General features: G+C 46.5%; 20 protein-coding genes and 1 pseudogene. 20 read left to right on the top strand and 1 reads right to left on the bottom strand.

What is annotated here, in order from left to right:
• Positions 1–131 precede the first annotated feature (131 nt).
• The 20 genes and pseudogenes from NI21_RS16725 to NI21_RS0105725 all read left to right on the top strand — a co-directional run.
• A complete protein-coding gene (locus tag NI21_RS16725; RefSeq protein ID WP_052083976.1) occupies positions 132–899 on the top strand; it encodes a hypothetical protein in 768 nt (255 codons plus the stop codon).
• A 135-nt stretch (positions 900–1,034) separates the two neighbouring features.
• The gene (locus tag NI21_RS16060; protein ID WP_052083975.1) at positions 1,035–5,552 is read left to right on the top strand and encodes a SpaA isopeptide-forming pilin-related protein; all 4,518 of its coding nucleotides are present in this window, start codon (positions 1,035–1,037) and stop codon (positions 5,550–5,552) included.
• Complete coding sequence (locus NI21_RS0105820) at positions 5,545–6,585, top strand: hypothetical protein (protein ID WP_033125303.1); 1,041 nt, start codon at positions 5,545–5,547, stop codon at positions 6,583–6,585. Before NI21_RS16060 ends, NI21_RS0105820 begins: the two co-directional genes overlap by 8 nt.
• A gap of 2 nt (positions 6,586–6,587) precedes the next feature.
• Positions 6,588–6,815 carry a hypothetical protein gene (locus NI21_RS0105815; protein ID WP_033125302.1) on the top strand — a complete coding sequence of 76 codons (228 nt, stop codon included), beginning with the start codon at positions 6,588–6,590 and terminating at the stop codon, positions 6,813–6,815.
• Positions 6,816–6,878: 63 nt separating this feature from the next.
• A complete protein-coding gene (locus NI21_RS0105810; protein WP_052083974.1) occupies positions 6,879–9,233 on the top strand; it encodes a type IV secretory system conjugative DNA transfer family protein in 2,355 nt (784 codons plus the stop codon).
• Between the two features lie 18 nt (positions 9,234–9,251).
• The gene (locus NI21_RS16055; RefSeq protein ID WP_242842819.1) at positions 9,252–10,004 is read left to right on the top strand and encodes a hypothetical protein; all 753 of its coding nucleotides are present in this window, start codon (positions 9,252–9,254) and stop codon (positions 10,002–10,004) included.
• On the top strand, positions 9,997–11,814 hold the full coding sequence (locus tag NI21_RS0105790; RefSeq protein WP_033125301.1) for a pLS20_p028 family conjugation system transmembrane protein: 1,818 nt from the start codon (positions 9,997–9,999) through the stop codon (positions 11,812–11,814). The genes NI21_RS16055 and NI21_RS0105790 overlap by 8 nt, the downstream gene beginning before the upstream one ends.
• A gap of 3 nt (positions 11,815–11,817) precedes the next feature.
• Positions 11,818–12,117 (top strand): DUF5592 family protein, encoded by a 300-nt coding sequence (locus NI21_RS0105785; RefSeq protein ID WP_052083973.1) that lies wholly within the window; start codon positions 11,818–11,820, stop codon positions 12,115–12,117.
• A 35-nt stretch (positions 12,118–12,152) separates the two neighbouring features.
• Positions 12,153–12,788: a hypothetical protein gene (locus NI21_RS0105780; protein WP_033125300.1), complete on the top strand. Its 636-nt coding sequence runs from the start codon at positions 12,153–12,155 to the stop codon at positions 12,786–12,788.
• A 9-nt stretch (positions 12,789–12,797) separates the two neighbouring features.
• Positions 12,798–14,702, top strand: a complete 1,905-nt coding sequence (locus tag NI21_RS0105775; protein WP_033125299.1) for a VirB4 family type IV secretion system protein — start codon at positions 12,798–12,800, stop codon at positions 14,700–14,702.
• Positions 14,699–15,814 carry a peptidoglycan DD-metalloendopeptidase family protein gene (locus NI21_RS16050; protein WP_081957992.1) on the top strand — a complete coding sequence of 372 codons (1,116 nt, stop codon included), beginning with the start codon at positions 14,699–14,701 and terminating at the stop codon, positions 15,812–15,814. Before NI21_RS0105775 ends, NI21_RS16050 begins: the two co-directional genes overlap by 4 nt.
• Before the next feature lie 13 nt (positions 15,815–15,827).
• Complete coding sequence (locus NI21_RS0105765; RefSeq protein WP_033125298.1) at positions 15,828–16,313, top strand: hypothetical protein; 486 nt, start codon at positions 15,828–15,830, stop codon at positions 16,311–16,313.
• Between the two features lie 2 nt (positions 16,314–16,315).
• Positions 16,316–16,639, top strand: coding sequence for a hypothetical protein (locus tag NI21_RS0105760; protein WP_033125297.1), 324 nt, complete (start codon positions 16,316–16,318; stop codon positions 16,637–16,639).
• Between the two features lies 1 nt (position 16,640).
• Positions 16,641–17,468, top strand: a complete 828-nt coding sequence (locus tag NI21_RS0105755) for a hypothetical protein (RefSeq protein ID WP_033125296.1) — start codon at positions 16,641–16,643, stop codon at positions 17,466–17,468.
• Between the two features lie 44 nt (positions 17,469–17,512).
• Positions 17,513–18,538 (top strand): hypothetical protein, encoded by a 1,026-nt coding sequence (locus NI21_RS0105750; RefSeq protein WP_147581169.1) that lies wholly within the window; start codon positions 17,513–17,515, stop codon positions 18,536–18,538.
• Positions 18,531–18,836, top strand: a complete 306-nt coding sequence (locus NI21_RS0105745) for a hypothetical protein (RefSeq protein ID WP_052083970.1) — start codon at positions 18,531–18,533, stop codon at positions 18,834–18,836. The genes NI21_RS0105750 and NI21_RS0105745 overlap by 8 nt, the downstream gene beginning before the upstream one ends.
• 31 nt (positions 18,837–18,867) lie before the next feature.
• Positions 18,868–19,098, top strand: a complete 231-nt coding sequence (locus NI21_RS0105740) for a hypothetical protein (protein ID WP_033125295.1) — start codon at positions 18,868–18,870, stop codon at positions 19,096–19,098.
• 14 nt (positions 19,099–19,112) lie between these two features.
• Positions 19,113–20,171, top strand: coding sequence for an ImmA/IrrE family metallo-endopeptidase (locus NI21_RS0105735; protein ID WP_033125294.1), 1,059 nt, complete (start codon positions 19,113–19,115; stop codon positions 20,169–20,171).
• 517 nt (positions 20,172–20,688) lie between these two features.
• Complete coding sequence (locus NI21_RS0105730; RefSeq protein ID WP_242842818.1) at positions 20,689–21,420, top strand: replication initiation protein; 732 nt, start codon at positions 20,689–20,691, stop codon at positions 21,418–21,420.
• 652 nt (positions 21,421–22,072) lie between these two features.
• Positions 22,073–22,402, top strand: a pseudogene (locus tag NI21_RS0105725) (single-stranded DNA-binding protein); the annotation flags it as partial.
• 720 nt (positions 22,403–23,122) lie between these two features.
• Here NI21_RS0105725 and NI21_RS0105720 read toward each other — a convergent pair.
• On the bottom strand, positions 23,123–23,881 hold the full coding sequence (locus NI21_RS0105720) for a hypothetical protein (protein WP_033125292.1): 759 nt from the start codon (positions 23,879–23,881) through the stop codon (positions 23,123–23,125).
• Between the last annotated feature and the right edge of the window lie 442 nt (positions 23,882–24,323).

Genomic DNA, 24,323 nt, shown 5'->3' with positions numbered 1-24,323 from the left:
GTATACTTTTTGTTTCGGACGTAATGCAAAAGGTGTACTTTGACAACTGAATAGTTACTGTGTAATGCCGCTCAGAAATACTTTGTAGGTTTATCTATTAATATGCTAAAATCATTAAAGGGGGAATTTGTATGTTAAATGAAAAGCTTAAAAAGAGACTTGGATCAGCATTTGTAACTGCCGTATGTACGTGCATGCTGATTTCCAGCGTGGTCATGGCTAACCCGGAAGGACAGCCGGATCCGGAAGATTATGTGGCGGTAGTAACCGAGGATGATAAACAGGACAGGGAAGATACTGATACGACCGAGGAAAAGGAAGACAGTTCAGATAAGACAGATAAGATAGAGGATATACAGGAATCTCAAGAGAATAAGACAGAGAAGAAAAGTGAAAATAAGGCAGAAAAGACAGAAAAAAACAGCAGCAAGAAGTCTGATACCACAGTAGCAAAAAACACGGATACGGGTAAGAAAACATCCGGGACCGGATCGGCAGGATCAGGCTCTTCGGGATCATCTTCTGGATCAACCGGCTCATCTGGATCTTCTGGTGGATCTTCCGGTGGGTCTTCCGGCGGCTCCCAGAATCAGCCCAGCAAACCGTCCCATACACATAGTTTTTCAATTCCGATCACGCAGACCATTAACCATCCGGCAGAATACACGCAGGTCTATCATCCAGAAGAGGGACACGAAGTACAACGCTGCAAGACATGTAACGCCATCAACCCGGACAGCGCACATGCAGAAGCGCATGCGCTTGCAGGAGAGGACAGCGGAACCTACAGCGATTGGGTCATTGACAAAGCTGCCTGGACAGAGGACGTGATGATTAAAGCTCCCTGGACAGAGGAAAGGGTAGTCGGGTATAAGTGCAGCTGCGGAGCTGTACAGTAGTATCAGATAATACAGTTTATTTAAAATAGAAAATGTTTGAGATAAAAAGGTCTAACACCTTTTTATAAATGAGCAGATTACGAAAGTGGTCTGCTTTTTTTATTTCCAAATTTCTAAAAGAGAGGAGAGGAAAAAATGAAAACAGGAAAAAGAAGAATCCTGTCCCTGGTGATGGCAGTAGCCTTACTGGTTTCCACGGCGGCCAACAGTGTTCTGGCTGCAGACGGACAGGAAAGTGTTCCGGCAGATACAAGCTGGAGCATCACAGTAAATCCGTCTGAAAACGGATCCGTTTCAGTCAAGGACAATCAGATGTCCTTCCTGGCGGGCGAGACAGTCACGATCATATCACAGCCGGCAGACGGCTATGAGACCGATACTGTGACAGTTACAGGAGAAGCTACGGGTTCTGACGTAGCGACCACCGAAGCAGAAGCAGATACATACACTTTCCAGATGCCGGATGAAAATGTACAGATCACTGCTTCATATGCTGTAGCACAACAAGATACTGCAGTCACACAAGAAGAGCAGACAGAGACTGAAACCACCACTACAGTATCTGAATCTGAGCCAGAGGAGACAGGAGAAGAAGCAGACTCTTCAGAAGAAAAGACAATAGGTGGTCTTTCAGAGGAAGAGATCGAAGCTCTCTGGAACCAGGCACAGCAGTATGCCGGAATGAGGGAGGCAAGCTCCAGCGAGTACAGCGGCGTCAGCACGTATAGCGTTTCTAATAATACGCCGGAGAAAACCGTCACGATCATCAAGGGAGATCCCATCAACTACGGCGGCTGGTTCACTCACCGATTTACGGCGAATGGAAGAACTGCTTATTGCGCCGAGCCTAATGTGACCAGTCCATCAGATGGGCAGTATGCGGCGTATAAGATTGATAATAATCCACTGTTGCGTACAGCTATACTCTTAGCTCCGGGAGGTCCGCTAGATGGTAAGATACCAGGTTATACAAACGGAAGTATATATTGGGATAACAATCCAAGCGTGGTGAATGGAAATCAATATCAAAATGCCCATGCAGTGATTGGATATATCTACACAGGCTCGTTGGCGGGTCTGAGCAGTTCCTACGCCCAGGGCATTCGCACTATGACTGGATTAGTAACTAATGTTATGAATGGAACAGGAGGCGGATACGGTCAAGGCTATGGCGTGGATCTCTCCAGGTATGAATGCTACATTGCTATTAATGGCCTGCAGGACATAGTGTGGTGCGAGGAAAACCCAGAGGGATACGTCAATCTTGTAAAAACTTCAGCCAATCCGTCCATCACCGAAGGAAATAGCTGCTACAGCTTGGCCGGAGCTGTGTACGGTGTATATACAGACAGTGCATGCACGAACAAAGTAGGAGAGCTGCGCACGGATGCAGCGGGCAACACCAATACACTGACCCTGGATGCAGGGCAATACTACGTGAAGGAAATCCAGGCACCACAAGGATTTGCCCTGGACAGAAATACGTACCCTGTCACCATACAACCAGGACAGACGGCCACCGTACGGGTAAGGGATATTCCGCAAAATGACCCTGTCAATATGCTGCTTGGAAAATATGACGGCGAAAAAACCTATAACGGTGAAGCCAACCTTCCGCAGGGATCCGCCACACTGGCCGGAGCTGAGTTTGAAGTGAAATTCTATGGCAGCATGTATGACACCGTGGAAGATCTGGCAGGGCAGACACCACTGCGTAGCTGGATCTTTAAAACAAATGTGAATGGTTTTGCCTATTTTGGCGAGGACTTTCTGGTGTCCGGAGATGAATTTTACCGGGACACAAGCGGCAATATTACCCTGCCTATCGGTACGGTGACCATCCAGGAGGTAAAGGCGCCGGAAGGATACAACATCAATGATGAGTTATTTATCCGCCAGATCACACCATCCGGAGACGCCGAGGATGTCCGGACGTACAATATGCCGGAAATCAAGGAGGATGTCATCCGTGGAGACCTGGAGATCATCAAGGTGTACCAGCCGGATGACCCGAAGGATGACACACTGCAGGGGATCGAAGGAGTGGAGTTCACGATTACTTCCAAGACCACTGGCGAAGAGGTCATGAAGATTGTCACGGATGAGGAAGGAAAGGCTACTACAAAAAGTGACGAGTACCCCAGAGGCAGCCTGGTGTTTGATACCTACGTGATAACCGAGACAAAGACACCCGAGGGATACAACCCGATCAAGCCCTTTGAGGTGACCATCAAAGATGAAGGAGTCGTTTTAACCGGCATCTATAAGCAGGACACACTGATCACCAGCCCGATCCAGGTCGTGAAAGTGGATGCATCCACAGGAAAAACCATTCCTGTGGCGGGAACCACCTTCCAGCTTCTGGATGAAAATAAGGAAGTCATTACATTTACAACACACTATCCGTCAGAGGAAACCCTAGACCGGTTTACGACTGATGAAAACGGACAGTTTGTGTTCCCGGAACTGCTGCGGTATGGCTCCTATTATCTCCGTGAGCTGGAGGCGCCGGAAGGGTATATTTTGAACGGAGAGGATCTGCAGTTCACAGTGACCGAGGAAGCCGGATGGGATAATCCAGTGGCAGTTAAATTTGCCGATGAAAATGCAATGGGTAAGATCGAACTCTCAAAATTTGAGGAAGGATATTCTCAGCACTTGAAAGGCGCTGTATTTGAGATCCGTGCTGCAGAGGATATTGTGACACCGGATGGAACCGTACGGCTTGAGAAAGGTGAGCTGGCCGACACGATTACTACGACCGGGGAAGGCCCGGTGATTTCCAAAGAACTGTTTCTTGGTAAGTACATCTTAAAGGAAATAAAGCAGCCGGATGGTTTTGTACTGTCAGACAAGGAGTATCCTGTCACGCTGCAGTATAAAGACCAGGTGACGCCGGTAGTGATAGAAAGCGAAACCGTGTACAACAAAGCAACTACCTTACGGATTGAGAAATACCGTAAAGGCGAGGCGGATATATCGCTGGCCGGGGTGAAATTCCAGGTATGGAACGAAAAAACACCGGATGACAAGCAGATCTACACTACAGATGATGAGGGAAGTATCACTATCAAATATCTGCTCCCGGACTCTGTTTACTGTATCCAGGAAATAGAGACACTTCCCGGATACGTACTGGATGATACCATCCACAAGGTAACTGTAGATAAGGATGGTTACGTTGAAGGCGAACAACTTTACACGATGAAGCTGGAGAATGATTACACCAAATATGATATTACAAAATCCGATTTGACTACCGGGCAGGAAGTTCCTGGCGCACAGATGGAAGTAAGAGAGAAGGATACCGGGAAGCTGATCGACTCCTGGACATCCACCAAGGAACCCCATCGGATCACAGATCTGGTGGTAGGCAGGACATATGTACTGATTGAAAAAATGGCGCCGGATGGTTACCTGGTAGCACAGGATATTGAGTTTGTTATTCCGAATACCGGAGAAGTCCAGAAAATTGACATGCAGGATGATGTGGTCATGGGTCAGATCCGGATCCACAAGACAGATGCCGATAACGGAACAGGCATCACAGGAGCTGTATTTGAGATCCGTGCTGCAGAAGATATTATGACAGCAGACGGAACCGTCCGCCTGGAGAAGGGCAAGCTGGCTGACACGGTAACCACAGACAAGGGTGAGGCCATTTCCAAGGAACTTTTCCTTGGTAAATACACAGTTAAAGAAGTCCGGCAGGCCCCCGGCTACGTCCTGGACACAACTCCCCGTGAGGTGGAGCTGAAGTATAAAGACCAGGTAACACCGCTTGTCTATGCGGATATGTCCAGAGTCAATGATGTAACCAAGCTGCTTGTCGTGAAATATGAAAAAGGGAACAAAGACCAGCCTCTGGCCGGGGTTGAATTTGATTTCTGGCTGGAGCAGGAAGAGGATCCGGTGGATCCCGGATTTACTCTGGATCCGGACATGGAAGGTCTGGAAGATCCGGTGGATCCTGGTTTTTCAGTAAGTCCCACCACACTGGTAACAGATGAAAACGGAGAGATCCTTCTGACTCACCTGCAGCCCAACACAACCTACTATTTCCAAGAGACCAAGACTCTTGATGGCTATGTGCTTGATCCGACCATTCATAAGATCTATGTGGCAATGGACGGCACCATCATGAACCAGAAAACTTTCACTTACGAAGTAGATAACGATTACACAAAACTGTATGTGTCCAAAACGGACATCACTACTGGAAAAGAGCTGCCGGGTGCAGGCATGAAACTGGAGAAAATCGAGGAAGACGGATCCGCTACACTGATCCGGGAATGGATCTCTTCCGATCAGCCGGAGTATTTTGAAAAGCTGATCCCAGGACAGTACCGTCTGACAGAAACATCCGCTCCTCAGGGCTATAAAGTTGCTGAATCCATCAGCTTCACCGTAGAGGAAACCGGGGAGATCCAGAAAGTTGTCATGCAGGATGAGCGCAAAGAGGGAACCATCCGCACCTCCACTCCGGATAATTTCCACGGAGGTGCAAGAACGGGAGATACTTCCGATCTGCTTCTTTACATGGTTCTTGTCTTATGTGCAGCCGGAGCTGTGGGCGTTACCCTTTTAGTACGCCTGGCACGTACAGAATCACGATTGAACACAGCGAAGAAAAAGGAGAATACAGATGAATAAATACAGAAAGTTATTTGCTCTCCTCCTCTTATGTGTGTTTGGTGTTGCCGGATGTTCCGGCAGCACCAGCACCAGTTCTGATCAGTCTGAAGAAGTGACCAGGGAAATCGTATTCACTGCAGATGACATGGATGAAAAACGGGATGATGATTTTTCAGCCACGATTGAAGAGGACGGCCAGACATACCAGCTTGACGAGATCACCTACGACATCATAGATAAGACCCCGAAAGAGACCAAGGTCACCAAAACCGTGGAGAGTGACATCCTCCCTACAGATCAGACGTACACACCACAGGATACCATCGAGGAAGACGGGGTAACATACACCCTTGAATCCACGGAAACACAGGAGGGTGTCCTGGAGGAAGCCTATTCCCAGCCAGTGACCGGCTATACAGACTATTCTTACCAGGTATCTTCCAGCTCTGTACCAGCCACTAAGGATGTGACTGTCACGAATGTCAAAACCGGGCAGGAGCAGACAGTCACCTGCAGCTTGACGGGTGTTTCAAGACTTCCGGCCGAATATGAAAATACTTACATAGACATTGTTTACGAATCCTATGACGCCAATCAGTTTATCTGGGGCGACACCGTTGTATCAAAAAATGAAATCACGCCGGAGATTGACGAGAACCAGCTTCTTGCATCTGTCGGAGCAGATCCGGAAAGCTGTGATGTGCAGCGGGTATACTGGACAGGCCAGCCCTACACTGATGCGGCTGGTGTCCTCTGCAGGAACGCCAGGGCGGACGTCCGCCGGCTGGTGAATTATTACCGGGCAGATTACAGCGGATCCTTAGAGCATGAGGCTGTCGTCGGCACAAAATACGTATCAACTTACACGGGATCTGTAGCGGACGAAAGCGCCGGGTTTGACTATAAGATCATGGCTACCGCTCATTACGTGGAACAGGCATCCTATTCTGCTCTGATCGTGGCCGGAGTCGGGTTCTTGATCCTGGCCGTGGTTGTTGTAGTGTTACTGTTCATGATTTCAAGAAAAAACAAGAAAAAAGGAGAGTCTTAACCATGCAGCAATTCATGCAATCGCTTTACAACCTCTGTAATACCTGGAGTCCTACCGTAGTGCTCCTTGCCGCTGTGTGTCTGATGTTCTGCGGAGTATGTCTAATTATTCCATCGCAGAAATTGAAGGAATTTGTCAAGCCAACTATCCCATTTATCATAGTCGGCGTTGGAATCGTCCTGGGAGCCATGACACTGGCAGAAGAAATCTCAAGTGCATTTGTTTTTTAAAATTCGAGGTGCCAGAATTGGCACCTCTTATCAGAATTTGAAAAAGAAGGAGATAGAACGGCCATGAAAAGGCTTAAAAGTGACATTAAAAATAACGTGATCCGGCCTGCCAGAGATAAAACACGGGCCATGCGGCTCAATTATTTTCTGGCCAACAAGTACATTGTTATCGTGCTGCTCATATTGGCAGATCTCTTTTTTTTCCTGCTCTTTAATTACATCGTAAACAGTTTTATTGCATTGTTCACAGGTCTCAGAACCGGAGTTCCGCTCCTTGACTGCCTGTCCATCAGAAATATCGGGTTCCAGGTCAGTGTGATCCATACCAGTACAGGGAAATTTTTATATACGGCCCTGGCCTGTTTACTGATTATTCTTGATCTCAGCCTGGTCTTTCAGATCCGGACATATCTGTCTGACGCCACTTTCAATGTGGGGCAGAAAGGTGATGAACGCTTTGCAACCGTGGAGGAAATCAAAGAACAATATAAGGAAATTGCAGAAAGCAAAACACCGTTTCCAGGACGAGGCGGCCTGCCGGTATTCCGGCAGGGAGACAGACTCTATATTGATGACAGCATAACAAATACGCTGATTATCGGCATGACCCGGTCCGGAAAAGGTGAAATGTTTGTATTTCCTATCATAGATATTCTTTCACGGGCTGCAGAAAAAGCCTCCATGGTTATTACAGATCCGAAGCTTGAGCTTTACAAGTCTTCTTTCCATACACTGACAGAAAGAGGCTATGACATTTACCTTTTAAATCTGATCGAACCGGATAAATCCATGGGCTTTAACCCTCTGGACATCATCACACAGGCATACAAGAACAAGGAGTACGATGATGCGGAAACACTGGCTCTTACCTTTGCCTACAGTATTTTCAACCCGGACAATGCTCCCGGGGAATCTGCCTTTTTTGCGCAGAACGCCGCAACACTTCTTACGGCCATGATCCTGGCACATACGGAGGACTGCATCCGGGAAGACCAGAAAGTCAATGAGCGCCGCTATGAACTGTATAAGATCAAGCGTAATAAATTTGATAGCCTGTCCGAAAAAGAGAAGGATTTGCAGAAATCCCTGTTCTATGAAAAGCTGCAGGAGGAAACAGATCCTCTAACCGATTTGAAAATACAGTACATACCAGATACTTATGCTTTTGAATATACGACTGAAAATGAGAAGAAAATCAACATGTTCAGTATCATCAATACCTTTACGGAACTTGGTATGACCAAACTTGGTCCTATGACCACCAAACTTGACATCTATTTTTCGGAACGTCCCCGGATGGACCGGGCAAAGCTGAAATATGCTTCTGTCGAAGTAACCGGTGACCGTACCAAGGGATCCATTTATTCTGAAATGCTCTCAAAGCTGACTCTTTTCACATATCAGAGTCTGGCAAGGATGACAGCCGAAAATACCATAGACCTGGAGAGCATCGGTTTTGGTGACCGTCCGAAAGCTGTCTTTATCGGCGTTCCGGATTATGACAGGTCGAAGAATTTCTTTGTGACCGCCTTTATCAGTCAGCTGTATTTTGTCCTGGCCAAAAAAGCCACCTTCTCGGGCGGGCGTTGCAGACGCCATGTAAAGTTCCTGTGCGAGGAGGCAGGCAACATGCCGCCCGTAAACGGTATGTCCAATATCGTAACTGTATGCAACGGCAGAAATATATCATTTGACATCATCATCCAGGCTTACAGCCAGCTTGAAAACCTGTACGGGGATAATGCGGAAACGATCATTTCAAACTGTGGCAACCAGGTTTATATCCTTTCCAACACAGCCAGGACTACAGAACCCTTTGCGAAGGACATAGGAAACAAGACCGATACAGACCTGCAGAGATCCGGGCAGAAACTTTCCCTGGAGAAAAACATCACAGAAACCCTGCAGGAAAAACCGCTTTTGAATCCTAACCAGCTCATGGAGCTGGAAGAAGGCTGCTGCGTCATTAAGCGAACTATGAAACGCCGGGATCTGAAGGGTAATTCCATCCGCCCCTGGCCAATTTACTGCAGTGACGAAACCAACTCCCGCTTCAAGTACCGCTATCAGTATTTAGCTGATGAGTTTCCGGATCCGGATACCGTTGATTTCTACAGTATATGTGATGAAGACCGCAGCCATATCAACATACGGGAACGGATCTGGGACCCGGATATCACGTTTGAATATCTGGCCGAAGTTACTGATAACCAGGGACATGACACACCCCCGTGCCGTGTTCTTGAAGATACCAACAAGATTATCCGTGACCAGATCAAACAGAAATACTTTGAATATACCGGAAAACATCTGCCGGATGATATACCGCTGTCAGAACTGGTAGCTGATATATCGCATAACCCGGCCATACATGACAGCCACAGAGCTTCTCTCATAGCTGTCATCAATTCAATCTGACAGAAAGGAGGATGATCCTTGAATATCCATATGGACGTAAACAGGGCCGAGAATCTTACAGGGAAAACATACGGAGCCCTCACTGTCCTGTATCGGACCGCCAACATGCACGGACGGACGTGCTGGATGTGCCGTTGCAGCTGCGGAAAGGAAAAACCTGTACTGGCCAGTTATCTGAAAAGCGGAAAAGTAAAGAGCTGCGGCTGCCGGGCACATATGCCCAGCCATAACCAGGCAGATCTTACAGGTATAAGGTTTGGGCGACTGACAGCGCTGAAAGCAACAGAAAAGAGAAAACCAAATGGATCTGTTGTCTGGCTGTGCCGCTGCAGCTGTGGCAGGACGGTGGAAGTGTCAGAGGATGCCCTGGTACAGGGAAACACGATCAGCTGTGGCTGTCGGCAGAAAGAAGTTCAGCAGAATATCGGAAATATGCTCCACCGGATAGACGGAACCTGTATTGAGATCCTGGAAAAACGGAAATACAGGAAAGACAATACCAGCGGTTTCCAGGGCGTCTGCAGACAAAAAACCGGACGTTATATCGCATATATCGGTTTTAAGGGCAAACGGTACTATCTTGGTTCCTATTCTGATCTTGATGCTGCCGTCACTGCCAGGATAAACGCCGAAAACCTCATTTACGGTGGTTTCCTGGATGCCTGGAGGAAGTGGAAGGACACAGATCCGACCGGGCAGACCCCGTTCGTCTTTGAAGTATATCGGAAAAATCACAAATTATACATCAGAAAAGAGCATAACCATGAATGATACTTTAGTAAGAGAATGGCTGTTAGAAAACAGCTCATACGTTGTCAACAGCGATATTATCACCGATGCACTGCACTCCATAGGCTGGATGCTTGTCAAACTTCTTCAGTCTCTGGCGGATGCCTGTGAATCCTTATATCGTGTGGTGTTTCAGCTTATTGATTTCACAACCTGGGACAGTCTGGAGAACTTCCTCAGCCAGTTCCGGTATGCATTTACCGCATTTCTGGCACTTGCCTTATTTGCGCTGGGAATCATGCTGATATTCAATCATGAAAAAAAGCCGAAAATCATCATCAACCTGTGTCTGGCTGCTTTCATTCTCTGCGGATCTACAGCCGTATTATCCGGAATCAATGATGCCTTAAAGGTCTGGAACAATGCGCTTCTTGACACGCAAACAACCTCTTCCTGTGAGCTGATCCGGGGCAGTATGCTTGACTGGCTGTACATAGATGACACAGCATCCATAGCCGGGATTAATTCAGACAACATTGAATCACATGTCTATCCATCCGTTACTGACAGGGATATTGAAATGATCGATATTAACGAAACCATAGACTACGATGAGGCGGATATAAGTGCTGATGCACAGTCCATTTTCAGCCAGAAACTTGTATATGCCTATGGAGCTGACGGAAAGCTTGCCGAAGTCAGTGACGGCGTGCTGGGAACAGGAATTTTCAGTGAGTTTTACTACCGTTACCATATAGACTTTTTCACACTTTACCTCAAGCTCCTGGCTCTGCTGATTGTCTACCTGTGCATGGCTTACAAGGTGGTGCGGCTGATTATTGAAATCGTACAGGCCCGGGTGGTTTCCGTGCTGTACGCTGCAGACATGACCTCACATCAGAAAACTGCAAGGATCCTGTGTGCGATCCGGGACAGCTATTTTGTTCTGCTGCTCATTACCGTGTTTGTGAAAATCTACATCCTGGCGCAGCTATATATTGACACACAAATAGATGCCGGGGCACTTGTCAAGGCTATTATGACCCTCTTCCTTGCCTTTGCCATCATAGACGGTCCGAATTTCATCCAGCAGCTTACTGGTGTCGATGCTGGTCTGCAGAGCGGTTTCGGGAAACTGTATGCTGCAGCCAAAGGCTCCGAAATGCTGGCTTCCGTGTTTAGTCACGGTGTACATACCGCGTCTAACGTGGCAAGGCATTCCATGGCTGCCGCCGGACATCATCACGTATCCTCTACAGAACGAGACAATACGATGCAGGACAGAGAGGGAACGGATACCGACCATGTTTCCTCTGCATACTCACGGGATGAAACCACTGATACAAATGATCCGAACATGGCAGCCAGTATGGACGCTACCACCATGTCCGCTTCTGCCGAGGGACCGGACAACTCTTCCGGTACAGACATTCCTGCCGGCACATCCCCGGACAGTACTTCTCCAGGCGATGGCGATACAGAAAGATCTGCAGACACGGACATTTCTGCCGGAGCATCTCCGGCCGGAACAGCCCCGGGCATGGACAGCAGGGATGAGGCTTACATCCAGGCATCCAGACATGTGGATCCGGATATAGACGGGCAGAATCCATCTGACGATCCGCTCCATACCTTTAATCCGGAAGGAGCCCCGTCCTCATCAGATCATACATTCGAGAAAATGGATGCAGACCTGCATTCCCCGAATACAGGCAGCACCTACGGATCTTCCGGCATGGAAAAGGAAAACATTGTACATTACAGACACACACAGGACTCTCCTTTATCCGGGGAAGGACATACACCGGGAACAGGAAACACACCATCCGACACACCGAAAGGAGCTAAATAAGCCATGGGAAAATATACAACCACCGAAGAGATCCGGTCCGAGACCAAGGTCACCAACCATATCTTTCTGACAGATTTCTTCTTTGTGATCGGCTACATAGGCGTGGCCTATCTGTTATCCGGGCTGGTACGGGATGATCTACACATGGCCTACTACATTTTTTCCGCAGTGGCCGCACTGCTGCTGTCCCTGCCATCCCCTTACAACAAGAACCGCCGCAACTGGCAGTCCATTTACTTTGTATTTAAAAAGGATCCTTACATCTATGAACCCGTATTCGACAAGGACCAGTACAAAAAATAAGGTGCCAGAAATGGCACCTGGAAAGGATTATAACCATGACACCTGTAATCATTATCTCCGGCGTATTCATCCTGGCGGTCCTCTTCCTGTACCTATTTTTTCTGATCCGTTTCATCATATCCAGGAAAAAGGGCAGCAAGGAACAGCCGGAAAAAATCAGCAGATCTGTTCTGGAAACCATTCCCATTGTCCGCTATATGCCAGACTGTCAGTGCTATCTTCTGAAGGACAATTCCTACATGGACATAGTACAGATACGTACAAAGGATCTCAACAGCATTGATGCTGACGAGCGTTCCTATGACATGGGGCGGATCATGAAAATGTTCCGCATGCTTGGAAGTGACTGTAAGATCGTGGCACTGAACTACCCCTGCAACACACAGGAACAGCAGAAATATCTGACACACAGGATACAGAACACACACAACAAGCAGTATCAGTACTGGCTGGAAAAAAGCCGTAAGGAACTGGAATGGCTGGAAAAAAACAAGACTTTCCGGGAATATTATCTGATGTATTTTTCCGGAACATTGGAGATGCAGCATAAAAATCTGAATGTCATTCTGGAAAGTCTCGGCACCGGTGTGGATGGCCTTGCCATCGTCATTGACGCCAAGAAAAAACACAACATCCTCTTTAAACTTTCCAACCAGACTAACGTGATATAAGGAGGAAGCATGCGAAAGAAGAAAAATACCATACAACAGGATCTTTCCCTCATGGCATACATACAGCCGCAGGGCGGCATCCATTTCCGGGATGAGACGTACATCAAAACCGGAAACGGCTATATCCAGTGCGTCCATGTCTATAAGCTTCCAAAAGCGGGTGTGGATGACCACTGGCTGACAAAGGTATGCAACATTGAGAATGTGATTACCACCGTTGATATCCATACGGAAGATCTTTTTACAACCAAACAGAACATTAACCGCTCCCTGCAGGAGCAGGAAATGCGCTACAACAGCGCCAATACCTTTGCGGAGCGTCATGATGCGGAATACCAGTACCGCCGCATGAAGAAGCTGTACGATGAGCTGGAGACCATGGATGAGGTCATGAAAACCATACATATACGGATCTATATATCTGCCAGGACCTTTTTTGACCTGGAGAACCGTACCAAGCACATCATGACCTACCTCGAGACCAGCGGATATAAAAATTCCGTGTTCCTCAATGAGGGCAAGGCGGAATGGGACAGCCGCCTTATCAGTATGACGGCACAGGCTGACACCTTCCAGATCCCGGGCATCCCCATTACAAGCGAGACCCTGGCTGCAGGCAATCCCTTCCATTTCTCCGCCCTGGAAGATCCCTACGGGGATTACCTTGGAGAGACACCGACCGGAGGCAACGTCATTTTCGATGAATTTCACAAAACAGAAAAACGCATGTACTATAACGGCGTTCTTTTCGGTCTCATGGGATCCGGCAAATCCACGCTCCTTAAAAAGCGGCTGAAAAGCCGGGCAATCCGGGGAGATTACCTGCGTACCTTTGATATCTCCGGCGAATTTACCCTGCTGACCAGGACACTTGGCGGAAAGGTGATAGACGCAGCCGGCACACTGCTGAATCCTCTTGAAATCCTGCAGAGTACAGACGAAAGTGAAGGGAAAAACTTCCAGAATCATATTTCTAAACTGACAACCTTCTACAGGCTTGTGTCCGGGAAACCGGATAACGAGGAAGTCAATTATTTTGTCCGGTCGCTCCATGAACTGTATGAATCCTGCGGGCTGTCCGTCAAGCTGACAGATGGCAAGGAAACAAAGGTAACCGGACTTCCTGCATCAAGCTATCCCACACTGGAGGATCTCCGGGATCTGATCGACCGCAAGATGCAGTCCTACATTGCGACTACAGGAAACGAGAATGAAATGTATCTTATCCAGCATGCGCTTCTGCAGTATCAAAGGGTGAAAAATACGCTGGATGTCCTTGTGAACATTTACGGCTCCCTGTTCAACGGGCATACGACCATGGACAACATCACGGATGAGCAGATCGTAACTTTCAACCTGTCGCAGCTCAAGTCCCTTCCTGCAGAGATCTTCGATGCCTACCTGTATACGATCCTTGCGCTCTGCTGGGACAACTGCGTCACGAACGGAAAAACCATGATGGATTTATACGATGCGAAAAAATTAGCTTTTTCTGATATCGTGCATACCATGATCCTTATTGATGAGGCCCACCGCTGGATCAACGCTAAAAAGCCGCTTATTCTGGATCAGATTACCGTATATGCCAGGGAAGCCCGGAAATACTTCGGAGGGATCCTGCTTGCGACACAGTCCATCCGGGATCTGATCCCGGAAGGCTCCACCAACGAAAACATAGATAAGCTCAAGACTATTTTTGAATTTTCGCAGTATAAATTTCTTTTCCGGCAAAACTCAAATGTACTGCCTCTGATTGACCGGGTATTTCAGAATGAACTGACCCCCTCCCTAAAAAACCGGATCCCACGCCTGGAGATGGGTCAATGCATCCTTGTCATAGACAGTGACCAGAACCTGGAGCTGAAGGTTCATCTCACGGAAGAGGAACAAGTTCTCTTCAAAGGCGGTGTATGATGAAACGCCTTTTGAAATGGTTGACTATACCAACAGTCCTGGGAGTCCTCATTTTGTTTATCACCATCACGGTCTTATACGAAACACTGGCTTCTGCCATGTCCGTCTTGGGAAGCCAGAGCCAGCCTGCAGGATACACACTGCCACCGTTCGTCACCACTGACATGATGCAGGCTTTTTTTAAGACACAGGAAACCTACGGAATCCCGGTCAGCACCGGAGTGGCCCAGCTTATAGCGGAATCCGGTTTCGGATCCTACGGTCCCGGCGGCGAATCCGGGCAGGGTCTGTCCGGTCTTGCCTACAACTACCGGAACCTTTTCGGGATCAAGTATTTTTCCGGGGATCAGTACGCAACCGGATCTGTCGATATGATCACCGGCGAGGAAACACCCGGAGGAGATCTGGAGGTCACTACTGCTGCTTTTTCCATCTATGCCACCTACGGGGACTGCATCCGCCAACGTGGCCGGATGCTCAGCCTGGAGCCATATTACAGCCGCACCATAGCCAGATACAAAAATCCCTGTGACGGATCCTATACCACCGCACAGGCCAATGGCTTCATGAACGGCATCAAAGAGGCCGGATGGGCCACCAGTTCTTCGTATGTAACCAATTGTATCAACCATATGGTCACATACAACCTGTACCAGTTTGACAACATGACCTGGGAAGACTACCAGGCCGGACAGATACCATCCGGAGGCGGCGGAACACCGGGAAGCGGCTACCTGGCAAACCCCTGTCCTGCAGCATCCATTTCCAGCGAGTTCGGCGGCCGCACGTCACCGGGCGGGATCGGCAGCACCAACCACAAGGGCAGGGACTACGCTGCCCCTGCAGGAACACCAATCTATGCCGCTGCAGACGGCACCGTCATCCAGTCCACTTATAACAGTGTACGTGGAAATTATCTGCAGATCGATCACGGGAACGGTCTTAAGACCCTGTATCAGCACTGCAGCCGCATCATCGTACAGAACGGCCAGCATGTCAATAAAGGACAGGTCATTGCCTACGTGGGAAACACGGGAGCATCCACCGGCCCGCATCTGCACTTTGAGGTATGGGAAAACGATACGCCCGTTGATCCGAGAAATTATCTGTAAGGGAGGGATATCCATGAAATTTAAAACCAGTGTTCTTCTTCTTGGAATTGTTTTCGTTCTCATTTTCATATTCTGCCAGTCCATAGATCCCGGATCCGGACATCCGGATCCACAGGCTGCAGACAGCTCCGTGGAAGCTGCAGCCGGGGAATCTTTCCAGGACGTTCCGACAAATTACAAGGAGGACTACGATCTGGAGAGCTTTGAGCTGACTGATGAATCCGGTTTTTTTACGGAGCAGAGATCGGACCGGTACGACTTTCTCAGAAACAGTCTTTACGAGTATCTGTATAACAATCATATAGACGTGGATGCCGCCACCGTCATGGAGGACGGATTTTCCTTTAATGATGCACGGGCCGATTTTATCATCCGGTACAGCCTGGATGGATCGGATCACTACATCAACTGTACCTACACTTCCGATACCGACTCTTTTGATTTCTACATGCCGGAAGGGACACCGGGAAGAACCAATGATCTGAAGGAGGCAAACTGATAATGCGTAATGAACATATAACCGATACCAGACTTTATGTGTGCTGTCCAAAATCAAAACGGCAGTATTACAAGGCCAGAATACGAAACTTTTATCTGGAGGGAATCCTGCTTTCCGATGATATCTATGAGGCGGATGCAGTCCTCCATATCCAGGACGGACGGTCTGATCCGGAAATATGCCAGGAACTTTCCATAGCCGGGCAGCGCAGGATCCCTGTCCATACAGTTGACAGGAACATGATGAACCGCCATCTTATGGCTCTTCTGCTTGATAACAGACTGTACGACCATCAGTATTCATTTGAAAATGACAGGGAGCGGTAACATGGACAACGAAACGAAAAGCAGGCTTTTCTTCCTGCAGAAAGAAAAAAAGCTACGGCATAAAAATCTTATAATCCGGACATTTCTTGTCATCCTCATAGCCGGGTATGGTTTCTTCTTCACTTCCACTCTCTGGGGTGAACAGGACGTGGTAAAGGCCACCCCCTACGCTACGACCATCACGGAGCATGAACGGGACATGACACTGGATACCTGGAAATACGACAAAGAGCAGAACCTCATGGAAGTGGCGCTTTCCATCCAGAATAATGCCATGGACGGACATGACCAGTACACATTCAAGGCCATTGACCGGGAACACGGCTTTCTGTCCGTTGATCCCGTAGTGGAGTCTGCAGACCTGGTAGTCCTGCAGTTCCACGTACCGGCTTCCTGGCAGTCCCTGTCCCTGCAGCTTTACTTCCCGGATGAAGTTGCCGAAGGAGATTTCCGATCTTTCTACATGAACCGTGACGCCGTCCAGACTGCCAGCATTAAGACGCTGACGGAAACAGGCTACCGGATTGAAAAATATGAACGGGACATCACCTATGCGGAAAGTGACATAGAAACTGCACAGAAAAAAATAGAGGACAACAACGAGCAGATCCGCACCTTTGAGCAGGAAATCAAGTCCATTGAGGATGACATGATCTATCAGACAGCCCGGGAACAGGAAAACAGCCGCCATCTGATCGAAACGGCCAATTCCAATATCCAGAAGCTCATCCAGGAAAACACGGACACAGGAGAAGATATCGAGGAAAGCCAGGAAAAAATTGAAATGCTAAAGAAACGACTAAAGGACTTGGAGGAAACAGAAAAATGATCATATTTGTCGGACAATCACAGCAAGGTTTTTTTATGGAGGATGTGGCAAGAAAACTGTCCCTCCCCTATTCATACATAGATCCCGCTCCCCGGATTGAAATGCAGCAACAGTCCATCCTTGACCTTATCAGCCAAGGCGCAACCCATATCATATATGACATCGATCAGTACGACATGTCTCCGTTTGAAATTGCGGACGCCATCCTGCAGATCGGGGAGGCCTCCCGTGTACAGACCATCATCTACGCTCCCGGCTACCTGCCGGATGCCAGAGCACTCCTGGCACTGGAACAGAAAGGCTTTTCCTGCTTCATCACACATACAGTCCTGTCTGATCAGAAAGACATGCTTGAGGCTTTCCTTTCCGGTACGTACACACCGCAGGAAGCTCCTGTATCCGGAAAGGCTGCAGCTCCGGCTCTTAAGACCAGCCATAAACTGATCGGCCTTACCGGGGCCATGCACCGGATCGGCACCACCACACATGCCATCCAGCTTGTGAAATATCTCCGCTTTAAGGGATACGATGCCTGTTACATCCAGATGAACGGCAGTGATTATCTGCAGAAACTTAAGGAATGGTTCGATGTGGAGGAAAGGGAGGAAATCGGGGAGATCACATATGAATCCGTCAAGATGTACTACAGGCCGGAAAGCCTTCCGGAAATCATGACCATGGGCTACGACTTCTATGTGTATGACTACGGGGCATACCATGATGCGGACTTTAACCGGACTTCCTACCTGGAAAAGGACTTCCGCCTCATGGTCTGCGGCAGTAACCCGGTGGAGCTGCCCGCCACCTATGACATTATCAAGAACAGTTTCTACTCCGATGTGTTCTACATTTTTAACATGATACCCGAGGCGGAACGCAGCGACATCTTAGAACTGATGGAGGACAAGGCAGACAGGACACTGATCTGCTCCTCCTTCATCCCGGATCCCTTTGTGCTGCATGATACATCCCTTTATGATGCGTTGCTGCAGATCCCGGACAAGCCGGGGGATCTGCCTGCCCGCCGCAGGACCTTATTTTCACGGCTGCGAGGAAAAAAACATGAGTAAATTCAAGAAAAAATTAGTAGGGGACATACGCCAGGAACAGGAAACAGCCATACAGCAGGAAAGCCTGCGGCAACAGCATGGTATCCAGGATAAAAATGTCATAGTGGTTGAAAAAAGCAACATGGTAAAATTCATGATCCGCCAGCTTAGTGCCATTATTAAATTTGTCACAACCACCATGATCCTTGTCCTGGCTGCCATCGGGCTTCTGTCCATCATTTATCCAAACATACGCAGTGAGCTTCTGACCGTGCTTCTGCAGTATTATGACTCTTTAAAACTCTATTTTAGCATGTAGGTGCCAGAAATGGCACGGAAAGGACATACCTATGATTTACCGCACCACACCCAAGAATTTTGAAACCAACGTGGATGACAACCTGGTCATCGGATACTACCACGGAAAAGCCATCATCCGCAATGCCTTTGGTGACCTGTGTTTCATGCAGTGCGAGGAAGCACATGCGCCGGAAGGAACTGTGATTGCAAGCAACGAACTCACTCCCCTCTCCGTCCTGCAGAAAGAGGAACAGGACGAGATCAAGAAAATATATCTTTGAAAGAGGTGAAAACCATGACCCGCAGAAATTCAAAAAAAGACCAAGGGAAGACATCCAGTAAAGAAAAGGATGATCTCCGGGAAGAGATCCGGGCCCTCTCTGAGGAATACAAGACCAACCCGGACCACATACTGGAACTTGTCCAGTTTTCGTCCAATTTCTACACATACAGCCTTAACAACACCATGCTGATCCATTCCCAGAATCCGGGAGCAACCTTTGTACAGTCCTATAAAGCCTGGAAAGATATGGGATATCCTGTCCGCAGACAGGGAAAAAGCATGACCATATCCGTCCCGGTCAAGACCACATATCTGAAGATAGATGATGAGTATGTCAAATTAAGCAAGGCGACAAAGGAACAGGTCGAGGACTACAAAGCCGGAAAACTGGAAGCCATCCAGAAGCTGCGCTTCTGCCGTGGTCTGACCTTTGACATCTCCCAGACCACGTTCCCGCCGGAAAAGTATCCGCAGCTCTATTCCATGGGCTACCCTTCCGAGACACATGAACAGGTCACAAAAGGACTGGCTGAATTTTCCGTAACGCACTTAAACGTGCCTGTTTATTTCCAGGATCTTAATTCCATTTCCCTGCGGGGCTTTTACCGCCCGCAGTACAGGGAAATCGTCATCAATGAAAAACTCAATTCCACCGGGAGGCTCTCCACCCTGTCCCATGAACTAGGACACGCCTTGATGGATCACCAGCCTGGAAAAAATAAATCCGCTTCCCAGATCGAATGGGAGGCAGATGCCATGTCCATTATGATCCAGTCCTCTCTTGGTCTTGAGATCTCTGACACCCGGAAGCAGCATCTGAAGGACCATTATACCTCCATGGTCACTTCCCTTGAGAACTTCAGCGAATCAACTCTGGACACGGTCTTTGGCAGCGTATATGGCACGTACAAAGAGTACAGACCGCTGATGGATGAGTGCATAGAAAAATATATCTCAAAGGAACATCTGCAGACGCTGGATCAGCAGAGGTCCCTAAAAACAGGAGCAGAAAAACTGTCCGGAAAGTACATGGAGAGAGCCTTTTTTCCGCTGGAGGAGCGTTCCATGTAAGGAATGACCGGACCGTCCGGTACTCTTCTCCCTTCCCTGGGTGCTGTTTTTTTCTGCCAGCGGTGCCGCAGGCATGTCCCGGGTGCCGGGAACCCATGGGGCGGCGGGGCGCCGGGGCAAGCGTCCACAGCCGGATCCATGACCGGAAAGAAAGCGTTTAAACGCCTTTACAGCCGTTTTTTTGCCGTTCCTGTGATTTTCCCCGCCTCTGCCCCAAAAAACGCCTCCACGGGCAGAATACAGGGTCTGTAAGCAGTCCTGGAAAACTATTCTCTCCTGCATCCATATCATCCTTGACAGTTCCTTTTAACTATTACGTTTTGATACTTTTGGAATAAGAAAACCTCCATTTTTGCACATGCGACATTCTTCGTCAAACTATTACATTTTGATAGTTTTACATTTTAACTATTACATGATTGACAACATGTAATAGATAATGTATTATCTAAATACCATTAAATATTACACATTTGAAAGGACGTAATTTTTTATGGCCAGAGGAAAAAAAAATAAAATGATTGAAGGACAGTTAAGTTTTGATTTCTGTCTGGACACAACAAAATACGTATGCCAGGCTAACACCCTGGTAGGTGGCAGGCAGGCCCTGTCACTTAATAGCGCAAAACTGATCCGGGCAGCGATCATGCAGATCCAGTACGATGACAAGGAGCTGCATCCCTACGTCATCAGTATTCCCGATCTTGCCAAGCTCTTAAACATATCCCGCAGCAATATTTACCGGGACATCGAAAAGATCACGGATGACATCCTCCGGAATCCTGTCTACATCCGGCAGGAATCATCCGGTAAGGTAAGGTGGATCAAAATTCCCTGGGTTAAACGATGTGAGTATCATTCTGACATAGGGGTGGCCTTGAAGCTGAATGACGAGCTGACACCTTTCCTCCTCAATCTGAAGGAAAGGTACACACAGTATGAGCTTGACAATGTACTCTCCATGAAGTCCGTATATGCGATCCGCATTTTTGAGCTGCTGCAGGAAAAGATCCTGTACAAGAAAATCCCTCTCGAGGGACTGGATGTGGAGCTGTCCGTAGACCAGATAAGGGAGTGCTGCGACTGCGTAGATAAATATAAAACCTTTGCGAATTTCAAGGCCCGGGTGATTGATATAGCGGTCAGCGAGATCCAGCGTGTCACCAGCTATACCATCTCCTTTTCCTATGTGAAAAAAAGCCGTGCCGTGGTGGGAATCATCTTCCACATCAATATGAGCTATCATTAAACTATTACGTTTTGATACTTTTGAGAGGCATATATATAAATATATAATATATATCCTAATTTATAATTTATAATTAGGGGGCAAAAAAAGGGCTCTGTAAAGTGACGGGAAAGCCAGTAAAATCAAGGCTTTCAGCCTTTCGACAAAAAAAACGAAAAATTACGTTTTGATAGCAATAATATTACAAATTGATACTGATACTGCTACGTTTTGATAGTTTTAAACGAACGGGAACGGAATTTTAACTATTACGTTCTGATACTTTTGAGCGCCGCTTTTCGGGAAAAAACAGGGTTTGCAGTGAGCCGGGAGCGGAATTTTAATTATTACGTTTTGATACTTTTGAAAGGCCGGGCAGGTCCCTGGAAGATGTGGCAGCAGAAAAAAGGGGACGGGAACAGAAATTAAACTATTACATTTTGATAGTTTTGAAAGACACTCTGCATACAAAAAAAGTCCGGGAGAAACTCCCAAGACTTTTTTTGCGTAATAAATAATACCTTTAAGGTAGCTTGATTGTAACACAGGGGGCAGGAAAAGACAAGACGGGATTGAAAAATAACTGCAATTACAGTATAATGAAGAAGGATGTTGAATGTCATTGGCCGTCCTGTCACGGCCGGAAAAAACAGCGAGCGAAAAGAGGTGGCGTATGAACAAGGTTATTCTGATAGGAAGACTTACCCGGGATCCGGAAGTGAGATACAGCCAGGGCGAAAAACCCCTTGCCATAGCCAGGTACACACTGGCAGTTGAAAGACGGATCAAAAGAGAGGGAGAGGCTTCTGCTGATTTCATTTCCTGTGTGGCTTTCGGAAAGCAGGCCGAGCATGCGGAGAGATACTACAGGCAGGGACTTAAGATAGCAGTATGCGGGCGTCTTCAGACAGGAAGCTACGTCAACAGTGAGGGAACCAAGGTCTATACGGTCGAGGTTGTCATTGAGGAACAGGAATTTGCCGAGGCTAAAAAGGACCAGCAGCAACAGAATGATGAACCTCCTTTCGCATAAGGGGAAGGCAGGAAAAAGAGGGTGCCATTTCTGGCACCTTTTTTCTGAAGTTAGGTAAATGTCAATCCAGATTGACATCCTTTTAGACTGTATCTGACAGAAGAAGGTTCTATTTTTAGAACCTTTTTCTTTATTTTTCAGCCGTAGCAAAAGAAAGAAGATACAGAAGGGAACAGATTAAAAAGCTAGTTATGATATGAGATAATTGTAATGTTTCATAAGGATATATGGGTGTGATAGAATATAAAAAGAAAAAAATACTACTAAATTTAAGTGCCGTTTTATTCTCTGATATAAAAAGAGTATCTTTTTCCGAAATATTTTTTAATAATTTTTTTGAATTTCTAGCAAATAATAATAACAATAGAAGTTTAATAAAACAAAGTACAAGAGAAAAAATAAATGATTGGTAACTAATATTTGGAGTTAGTGTATTTAATTTATCTATACCATCACTAAACTGTGATGTGGAAATAAAGGGCATCAGCAAAAACAGGATAATAACACATAAAATAAATGCACATAAAATGGTTATTATTATGAAAGTTATTTGAAATAATCTGTATAAAAAAAAAGAATATTTTTGTATTTTGTTTACCATCAAAAACCCCATTTGTTTGTATTATATCAATATTAATTAATGATTAAGTATTACCACTCTTTAAGAGTGGTAATACTTATCTGCATCTTTTAAGAAATAATAACTCCTCGTCCGTCAAATTCTTCGTAATAGCTGTCAACATAGTAATTGTGAGCGCTATCTAAGAAATACATTACAGATATGGCTTCTCTCACGATGACAAATTGGTTAGTATCACTTAACATGTAACTATATGTATCATGATAGTAAGCCATTTCGCAATTTTGAGAGAAGAAAAATTCAGCAATCGTATAAAGCTTTTGAGGAACTTTCTCTGCTAAATAGAGACCAAGGGCCATGAATAATACCTGGGCAATAGTTGCAATGGAAAAATTCCAGATATATACACTCCCATCATAGGACGATGTATTCCATTCTCCGGTTGTACCGTCAGAGTATGGCATTACTCTACCTTGCTGCGGAGAAATTGTCTGGCTTGTAGTTTGACCGTCTGGAGTAGTGGTTTCCACTATAACATCATTGCCATTAATAGTAGACTTTACGGTCTTTTCTAAAACATAGTTACCATTTTGATCCATAGCATATGTTTGGCTTGTTACAGTGTTTAAAGAATTTTGGGTCTCTTCTACAACTTTGTAATGTATGCCGTTCTCATCGTATGTATATACATAGTTGCCTTCTTCTATGGTTCCCGTCTGACTTTCCATAGTAAGATTTTCTCTAGGAGAGTCGGCATTACTTATTATTGGATTTTCTTCAGAAGCAAAAACAGTGGCAGGCCCTGCAAAGCTTATTACGCTGGCAGTACATAGTACAAAAGCAATTACCTTTTTGAAATTCTTTTTCATTTTATCCCTTCTTTCTCATTAAATTTTGTTTATAATCCGGATTTATAATTTGTTAGATAATAACATAATTGTGTGAAAAATATATTTGCAAAAGATAAAAAATAAGTAAAATTGGAATTTGTATAATAATATACAAAATATTTTCTGATAAATATAAACGAAAGAAATAAATCTTGTTCACCGGTTCCAGAAATGGGATCTTCTTTTGTCTCTGTATTATATAGTTATACTAAAAAACGCAGACGAGACAATAAAATACCGATAAATAATTGACAATGGATTAATTATCTGATATTTATAAAGAAAGATAGATAATTAACAGAAAGGAGTGCTGGTGAAATGTTTACGAACTTTAACAGGCTTTCCTTAATGATACAGGCGTACAAAATGCATACACCTCTTTTTACGAAAAAAATAATAGTAGAAAAAAAGAAGAATTTTG

Origin of the sequence: Eubacterium sp. ER2 (assembly GCF_000765215.1) — a bacterium.
GTDB lineage: Bacteria > Bacillota > Clostridia > Lachnospirales > Lachnospiraceae > Claveliimonas > Claveliimonas intestinigallinarum.
Note: the sequence above shows the minus strand (reverse complement) of the source record. Positions and strands in the feature narration are given on the sequence as shown.